The sequence below is a fragment of the Streptomyces sp. NPDC055506 genome (assembly GCF_053643595.1).
Window position 1 is genome coordinate 1 of sequence record NZ_JBSHKH010000234.1, and the last position, 5,859, is coordinate 5,859.

The 5,859-nt window shown below is 74.6% G+C and carries 4 protein-coding genes and 1 pseudogene; all 5 read left to right on the forward strand.

The window, feature by feature from the left end; translation table 11 throughout:
• Positions 1 to 243 (forward strand): annotated as a pseudogene (locus tag ACWIF2_RS39805) (hypothetical protein); the annotation flags it as partial.
• Between the two features lie 73 nt (positions 244 to 316).
• Positions 317 to 1,183, forward strand: a complete 867-nt coding sequence (locus ACWIF2_RS39810) for a DUF4255 domain-containing protein (protein WP_454366480.1) — start codon at positions 317 to 319, stop codon at positions 1,181 to 1,183.
• Between the two features lie 431 nt (positions 1,184 to 1,614).
• Complete coding sequence (locus ACWIF2_RS39815; protein WP_454366481.1) at positions 1,615 to 3,444, forward strand: ATP-binding protein; 1,830 nt, start codon at positions 1,615 to 1,617, stop codon at positions 3,442 to 3,444.
• 65 nt (positions 3,445 to 3,509) lie between these two features.
• Positions 3,510 to 3,788 carry a hypothetical protein gene (locus tag ACWIF2_RS39820; protein ID WP_454366483.1) on the forward strand — a complete coding sequence of 93 codons (279 nt, stop codon included), beginning with the start codon at positions 3,510 to 3,512 and terminating at the stop codon, positions 3,786 to 3,788.
• Positions 3,785 to 5,859, forward strand: a 2,075-nt coding sequence (locus ACWIF2_RS39825; protein ID WP_454366485.1) for an eCIS core domain-containing protein, incomplete at its 3' end; no start/stop codon positions are given. The genes ACWIF2_RS39820 and ACWIF2_RS39825, both read left to right, overlap by 4 nt.

A 5,859-nucleotide genomic window follows, 5' to 3' on the forward strand; every position in this document is an offset into this window, starting at 1 on the left:
GTGTCCACCCCGCTGCTCCCCAGCGCGGCGGACACGGCGGCCGCCCGGGACGCCGTCCGGCAAGCCGCGGCCCGCCGTCCCGGGCGCCCGGCCGAGCAGGTGGTGCAGGTGCAGATCGGACGGCTGGAGGTCACCGCGGGCGGCGCGCCGCAGGGCGGTGGCGACAGGCCCCGGTCACGGGACGCGGAGCGCCCCCGGGCCGCGGTCAGCCTCGCGGACTATCTGGCCAGGGGACGCGAGTGAGTGACAAGCGACGGCACGGCAGCCGTACGACGAGCAGGACCAGGACGAGGAGAGGGACCGAGGAACCGACGCCATGAGCAACGCACTTGCCCTCGCCCATGTCACCCAGGCCCTCGCCCTGCTGATCGAGGCCAACCTTCCGCCGGACATCGACATCGCGGTGAAGGTCGAGCCGCGCAAGCCGCCGGCCGACCCGCCCCTCGAGCCGACCATCACCGTGTTCCTGTACCAGGTCACGCCCAACACCTCGCAGCGCAACAACGACCTGCCGGCCCGGGCGTCCGACGGAACGCTGGTCCGGCGGCCGGCCGCCGCGCTCGACCTGCACTACCTGATCAGTGCGTACGGCGAGGAGGCGGAACTGGTCGGGCAGCGCCTGATCGGCTCGGTGGTGCGCACCCTGCACGAGATACCCGTACTGCCCAGGGACATCATCGAACTCGCCGGTCAGCGGCCGCACTTGAGCGGGAGCGACCTGGCCGGGGCGGTGCAACGGGTGCGGTTCACGCCGACCGTGATGGATGTCGACGAGACGTCCAAGCTGTGGGGGATGCTCCACCAGACGCCGTACACGCTGTCCGTCGTCTACCAGGCGGTCCTGGTCCTCATCGACGGGCGCGAGACGCCGGTGCCGGCGAAGCCGGTGGAACGGCCGGAGGTGCGGGTCCTGCCGTTCGGGGCGCCGGGCGCGCCGGTGCCGCCGGCCTCGCCGGAGCCGGCGCCCGAGGGACCGCCGTCGCAGGGTGCCGCGGAGCCGTCCGACGTACCTGTGAAGGCCGTCGCCAAGACACCGGCGAAGACACCCGCGAAGGCGACCCGGGGACGTAAGCCCGCGCCGCCCGCCAGGGCCGCGAAGAAGACGGCCGCCAAGTCCGCCAAGCCCCCGCAGATCCGGCCGGCGGCGGAGCACACGGACGGCGACGAGGACACGGAGAACTGAGGCACATGGGAGCGGCGGGGGCAGGTGAGGACATGAGAGCGCAGGGCACGGCCGGGGCGGGGAGGACGGCTGCCGCCGCGCCGGGCGTCGGCCCGACGCTGACGGCCGAGATCCGGCGTGTCCTGGCCCGCGTCGACGCTCATGCGAGGCGCGCGGCGGGGGAGACGCTCGGGGGCGCGGCCTCGCCTCGCGGTGCGCAGGCTGGTGCTGGTGCTGGTGCTGGTGCTGGTGCTGGTGCTGGTGCTGGTGCTGGTGCGGGTGCGGGTGCGGGGCGTGCGGCGGGAGAAGGCCCGGGCGGGTCAGCCGCGCAGCGTGTCTCGCAGGGTCCCGACGGCGCCGCCGCCCAGCGTGTCCCGCAGAACCCCGACGGCAGCGCCGCCCGCGACGATGTGGGTACGCCGCCGGAAGGGCCCGACGCCACGCAGACCCCCGTGCCCGGGGCCGTCGTCGACGGTCCTGGTACCGCCCCCCTCGACGCCCTGGTCGCCTGCTTCGGGCTCACCGTGTTCGAGCGTGACCTCGTGCTGCTCGCCGCCGCGCAGGAGCTGGAGCCGACGACCGGCGCCCGGTGTGCCGCCGCGAGCGGTGATCCGGAGCGGGCGTACCCGACGTTCTCGCTCGCCCTGGCCGCCCTGGACGAACCGCACTGGAGCGCTCTGCCGCCCGTGTCGCCGCTGCGCCGCTGGCGGATCGTGGAGCTGGACGACACGTCACGGCTGACGACGTCCCGGCTCCGGCTCGACGAACGCATCCTGCACTTCCTGCTCGGCTCGCCCTACTTGGACGCCCGGCTGCACGGCCAGCTGCGCCGCACGCCGGTGCCCGACCGGCTGCCGCCGTCGTACGACCTCGCCGCGAGCGGCGTCGCGGCCGGCTGGACGGACGGCGCCCGCCCCGACACGCCGCTGCTCGTCGAACTGGTCGGCGGCGACCTGCGCAGCCGTGCCGACATCGCCGCCGCGGCCGCCGCGCGCGCCGGGCTCGGGCTGTACGCGCTGAGCGCCGAGGACATCCCCGTCGACCCCGCCGAGCGCGACCGGTTCGCCCGGCTGTGGCAGCGCGAGGCGATCCTGCTGCCCGCCGCGCTGCTCCTGGAGTTCGGTGAGCCGGACCGGGATCAGCAGGCCGCCACGGAGGCGTTCCTGGCCGGGGCCGCCGTACCGGTCGTCGTGTCGAGCGCCGACCCGCGCCGCACGGACCGCCCGCACGGCACCCGGGTCAGCGTGCCGAGCCTGGACGACGAGGAGCAACTGGCGCTGTGGGGCGACGCGTTCGGTGATGTGGCCGACCTGGAGGAGAGCGAACTGCGGTCCCTGATCGCCCAGTTCCAGCTGCCCCCGCACGTCGTACGGTCCGCCGCCGCCACCGTCCGCCGTGAACTGCCCTACGAGGACGAGCTCGACGCCGCCGGCCTGGCCTGGCGGGCCGGTATGGACGAGGCCCGGGTCGGCATGGACGAACTCGGCCGCCGTATCGAACCGCAGGCCGGCTGGAACGACCTCGTGCTGCACGAGCGGCAGACCGGCGTGCTGCGGGAGATCGTCGCGCATGTGCGTCAGCGCGCCATGGTCCACCAGGAGTGGGGCTTCGCGGCCACCCTGCGCCGCGGCCTGGGGGTCACCGCGCTCTTCGCGGGCGGCTCCGGCACCGGGAAGACCCTGGCCGCCGAGGTGATGGCGAAGGAACTCGGCCTCGACCTGTTCGTCATCGACCTCTCGCAGGTCGTCAGCAAGTACATCGGTGAGACCGAGAAGAACCTCCGCCGTGTCTTCGACGCCGCCGAACGGGGCGGCGCGCTCCTCCTCTTCGACGAGGCCGACGCCCTGTTCGGCAAGCGCAGCGAGGTCAAGGACAGCCACGACCGGTACGCCAACCTCGAGGTCAGCTATCTGCTGATGCGGATGGAGGCCTACCGCGGTCTCGCCATCCTCACCACCAACATGAAGAAGGCCCTGGACAACGCCTTCCTGCGGCGCATCCGCTTCGTCGTCGACTTCCCCTTCCCGGCAGAGCACGAACGCGCCGAGATCTGGCGCCGTGTGCTGCCGCCGCAGGCCCCGGTGAAGGACATCGACCCGCGGTTGCTCGCACAGCTGACCGTGGCGGGCGGCTCGATCCGCAACATCGCCCTGTCCGGCGCGTTCCTCGCCGCCGAGGAGGGCGAGTCCCTCCAGATGCGGCACATGCTCGCGGGAGCCCGTACCGAATACCTCAAGCTGGAACGCTCCTTGACGCCGACGGAGGTCCGCGGATGGGTGTGACACAGACAGGTGGGACGCAGACGGGTGGGACGCGCACCGGTACAACACAGACCGGTGGGACGCGGGTGGGTGCGACATCGGCGCCGCGCGAGATCCGCGTGGAGATCGGCGAGCTGGTCCTCGACGGCTTCCGCGCGGACCCGGACCGGGTGTCGGCCGCCTTCGAGGACGAGCTGACCCGGCTGGTCCGCGAGCGCGGCGTGCCCGCCGACGGTCCTTGGACGGCCGATGTCCTGTCCGGCCTGCCCCCGCTGCCCGCAGGCCTGTCCGCACGCCGCCTCGGGCAGGAACTGGCGCGCGCGGTGCACGAAGGCCTGTGCGGTCGCGGGGAGGTGACGTCATGAGCGGCTCACCGACCCAGGACAGCCGTTCCGAGCAGTCCGCCGAGCAGCGCCGCCGCAAGCGCAAGGAGCGTGCGGCCACGTCCCGTGCCCCCGAGCCGAAGAACATCGTCAGCGGCGCGGGTCAGCCGCTCGACCCGGGCGTACGACGGGAGCTGGAGGAGCGCCTCGGGCACGACCTGAGCCGCGTACGCCTGCACACCGGCCGGGACGCCGGTCAGCTCGCGGACCTGCTCGGCGCGGACGCGGTCGCCGTCGGCCAGGACATCTTCTTCGGCGAAGGGGCGTACCGGCCGGGCACGGACGAGGGCCGCCGGCTTCTCGCCCACGAGCTGCTGCACACCATCCAGAACCCGCACGGCCTCGGCACCCTGCGGGCAGGCCGCGACCTGGGCGCGGTGAGCCTGCCGCAGCAGGCCATCGAACGGGAGGCCGAGTCGGCCGCGCAGGAGCTGGTACGGGGCACGGAACCCGGGCCGGACGCGGCCGTGGACCTCGACCAGGCCCAGGCCACCCCCGGCTGGCTCCGCTACGCGACCGTCGACGCCGACCGCCGCCGCACGGAGCAACTGGACCCCGCGACCCTCGTCGACCGCCTCGCCAACGGCCTGCTGCGTTCCCTGCGCGGCGACCCGGAAGACCGGTCGGGCCGCGTCCGGATCCAGCTGGCCCGCATGGCGCCCGAGGTGCAGGACAGCGTCCTGGACCGACTGGAACTGCGGCTGCCCGTGCCCGTCGTCGACCGGCTGCTGGAGGGCGTGGAGGAGACGGAGCGGTCGGGCCCGCTGCCGATGGAGGCCGCCGCGGCTCCACTGGCCGTACCCGGTGCGGCGGAGGAGATCGAGGAGGAGCGCGCTCGCGAGGACTCCGAAACCGATGCCGCCCCCGGCCGGGACGTACGGCCGGGCGAGCCCGGCAAGCCCGGTGGGGAAGCGCAGGACGGCCGGTCCGCGCCCGGTGGCGACCGGGAAGAGGACGCCGGGAACCAGGACGGCGAAGGATCCGCCTCCGGCGACGCCGACCAGGAGAACGCCCAGGAGCCCGCCCAGGGCGGCGCCGGTTCGGCCGGGCGGCAGCAGGAGGGCTCCAAGGACGAGCAGGAGCGCTCGCAGGGCCGGCAGGAGGACAAGGACGCCTCCGGCCGGGACGCCGAGAAGGACGCCGCCGACGAACGCAAGGACGCCTCGGACACCGAACGCGACCAGCAGGACCAGGACAAGCAGGACGAGCGCGACGCCGAGGAGGACCGGGGCGGCCCCGAGGACGAGGCGGCCCAGGACCCCGAGAAGCAGGCCGGCGAGCAGGAGCGGCGCGAGGACGAGGGCGCGTCCGAGGCGACCCGCCGCCAGGCCCCCGCCCCGGGCACCGTCGACCGCAGCGGCGCCGAGCCCGGCGAGAAGTCCCGGACCGGCGGGGACACCGGAACGGCCCGTGCGGTGGGCGACCCCGAGAACGAACAGGACGGCGACGACGAGCCGTTGGGCCTGGACGCGGAACCCGCGCAGGACGACACGGAACGGGAGGCGGGCGACGACACGGCCGGGGCGGCCGGCGCGCAGCCCGTGCCCGATGCCGACCTGGTCGGATACACGGACGCGGCGAAGAACCCGAACCTCGTCGAGGAGCGGCGGAAGGGTACGGCCCCGCTGCCCAGCCCGTCGTCCGCCTCCGAAGCCCCGGCGCCGGACGCGGCACCGCAGGAGGCCACGCCCGCCACCGCATCCCCGGACACCGCGGCGCGCTCCGAGGACGACGAAGGCAGCGGGTCCTTCGAAGACCTCCTGAGTGGTACGGCTGACGCGCAGCAGACCGATGCGTCCGGAGCCGGAGGCGCCCTCGGTGCGGCGTCTCCCGGTGCGGCCTCGACGGCGGACACCGCCGGGACGGAACGGGACCGGAAGCAGTCGGACGAACGCAAGGAGGACGCCGAGGCAGCACGGCGCGACGAGGAGGCCCGGACCTCGGACGCCGCGGCGACCGGTGCGGCCGCAGGGCCCGGTGAGACGGCCGCGCCCGACCAGTTGGCCAAGTCGGGCGAGGACGCCCGTGCGCAGGGCGCCGGTTCGCCGTCGGG